The organism is Roseivirga spongicola (assembly GCF_001592965.1).
In the GTDB taxonomy this organism is placed as follows: domain Bacteria; phylum Bacteroidota; class Bacteroidia; order Cytophagales; family Cyclobacteriaceae; genus Roseivirga; species Roseivirga spongicola.
The window spans coordinates 1-2,819 of the sequence record NZ_LRPC01000017.1; the positions used below are offsets into that span (position 1 = coordinate 1).

The window sequence follows — 2,819 nt, forward strand, 5'->3', positions numbered from 1 at the left end:
TTTCAAGCAATCCTGCAGACGATGCTACGGGCTTTAATATTAGCGACAATTTAACCCTAACATTTAGCGAGAATATTGCTTTTGGCACTGGCTCTATTTTAGTTATGGATGAGAAAGATGGTTCAAGATCGTTTCTAATTGATGCTGCTTCTCCAGGAACCCAAGCTTCTATTAGCGGTGCGGTTTTAACGATTAACCCAAGTGCTAATTTAGACCCTTCATCTCTTTATTCTGTTCAAATCTCGCCAACGGCTATTGATGATCTAGCAGGAAATGGTTATGCTGGAATCTATAATTCCACCAGTTATAATTTCTCAACGAACTTCCCTCCAACGGTCAGTGTGAACAATGGTTTGACGATGAATCAAGGAGCTACTGGTTTAATCGATACAGGAAAGTTAAATGCAACTGATACTGAGAGCAGTGCTTCAGATATAACATTTACCATTACTACAGCAGCAACCAATGGTACTTTGTTTGTTGATACAAACCCGAGTAACACTTACAATGCTGGAGATGTATTGCTAAGTGCTAATGCTACATTTACCTTAGATGATCTAAACAACGACAAAATTAGATATACCAACTCATCTGGAACTTCTGATAGTTTTGTGTTTAAGGTTAGCGACCCCAACGGTGGTGAATTAACCAATCAGACATTCAACATTACTTTGAATGATGTTACCCCTCCTTCTATCACAAGCCTAGGCTTAAACAATAGCAATGCCTTCGTAGAGATTTTCGCCAACGAAGGGCTTTACAGTACAAATGGGGGCAGTGGAGCACTGGAAATTTCAGATATAGACATCTCCATCTCTGGTGGAACGGCTACCAATCCGGTGATTACCAGTCTAAAACAATTAAATGGAACTTCTGATCTAGTAGGTGGCGAAAGTAACCTGAGAGTAAACTTTACAACTACGGGAGTAGCTGATGGAGGAGAAATCGTAACAATCAACTTTGCTGATGGTAGTTCAGTTTTTGATGTAGCTGGTAATGCTGCTGCGGCAACTCAGAGTAATAATACACGAATTCTGAATGATTTGGTGGATCCATACATAACAGGGGTAAGCTTAGCTGCAGACAATTCTTATATAGATGTAATCTTCAATGAAGGAGTTTATGAAGACAATTGCGGTGGCGGTGGTCTTACTGTAGCTGATTTTGATTTGAAGATATCGGGTGGTTCAGCAACCTTTAACACTATTTCTAGTGTTAAACAGAACAATAGTACTGTAGAGGCGTCTGCTTCTGCCTTATCAGGTGGAGAAACAACAATCAGAATATTCTTCTCTGTTACAGGAACTCCTGATGGAGACGAAACCCTTGAAGTAGATCTTAAAGCTAATGAGGTTTTTGATATTAACGGTCGTACCGCAATAGCAGACCAAACTGCCAATAATACTGCTACAATGAACGATAAGGCAGCACCGAGAATCAGCTCTATTGTTCGTCAGTCGCCAACCACATCGCATACCAATGCAGATCAAGTAAGCTGGGATATTACCTTCTCTGAAGTGGTTAGTAATGTTGGACCCGAAGATTTAACGGTTTTAGGTACAACGGGGACTGTCACTTCTGTAAGCAATCCAAGTGGTAATACCTATAGGATAACTATCTCTGGAGGAAATATGGAATCTTTAGAAGGTACCATTACACTAGGATTCGTTAATGGTCATGTTGTAAAAGATGCAGGAGGAAATGCCTTGATAAATACTGTTCCTACAGGCACTTGGGACAATACGTACGCTATTGATAACACCGCACCAGCTATAACAAGCTTTACAAGGAAGAACCCAACCAGTTCACTTACTTCTGTTAGTCAGTTGGTGTTTTTAGCCACTTTTAGCGAAGATGTAACCAGTGTAGACTTAAATGATTTTGCTGTTACCGGTCTTACTGGAGCATCAATAGCGGTAAGCCAATTAACCGCATCTACCTATGATGTTACAGTTTCTGGTGGGGATATATCTACCTACAGCGGTGTGGTTGGTTTAAACTTATCAAGCCCAAATATTACAGATTTAGCAGGAAATGCTTTACCAATAACAGAGCCTACTACCGATGAGACATACTCATTAGATAACACTGCGCCTACTATTACTAGTATTACAGTGCCATCAGACGGAAGTTATGAAACAGGTGAGCATCTAGACTTTACTCTGACATTTAGCGAAGTGGTAAATGTTGATGAAGGCTGCGTTAATCCTCCTGCTTTGAATATTACGGTAGGAAGTAATACAAGAGCCGCACATTATTTATCTGGCACTAACTCTAACTCAGTTAAGTTCAGATATACCGTACAAGCCAGCGATTCAGATACCGATGGAGTATCTATAAATTCTTTTTCAGTAGGAGATGGAGTTGTATATGATGCAGTAGGTAATTCGATGGTTGAAGATTTACCGTCAAATATGCCTAGCACTGCAGATGTTTTGGTCAATATTTGTGCGTCTGCTACCATTGCCAATGCCGGGTCCGATGAAGAAGTATGTGGTGGTTCAGCCACTTTAGCTGCCAACGCGGCTTCAGGTTACAATGAAACAGGAGCTTGGTCTGTAGTTTCTGGAGCAGGTGGTAGCTTTAGTGATGTAAATAGCCCAACAGCAACCTTTACTGGTATAAGAGGGGCTAATTATACACTTCGATGGACGATCAGCAATGGAATTTGCACCAACAGCACAGATGATGTGGTTATTACTTTTGACGAGGCGGTAACGGCCAATGCAGGCTCAGACCAAAACGTTTGTGGAACATCTACTTTCCTTGGTGCTTCATATAGCACTGGTAACACAGGAAGCTGGTCAATTCTGTCAGGT

1 protein-coding gene is annotated in these 2,819 nt (G+C 41.0%); it reads left to right on the forward strand.

Features of this window, described 5'->3' with window-relative positions; all coding sequences use genetic code 11:
• The coding region (locus tag AWW68_RS10970; RefSeq protein WP_157717619.1) for an Ig-like domain-containing protein at nucleotides 1-2,819 on the forward strand (2,819 nt) is incomplete at both ends.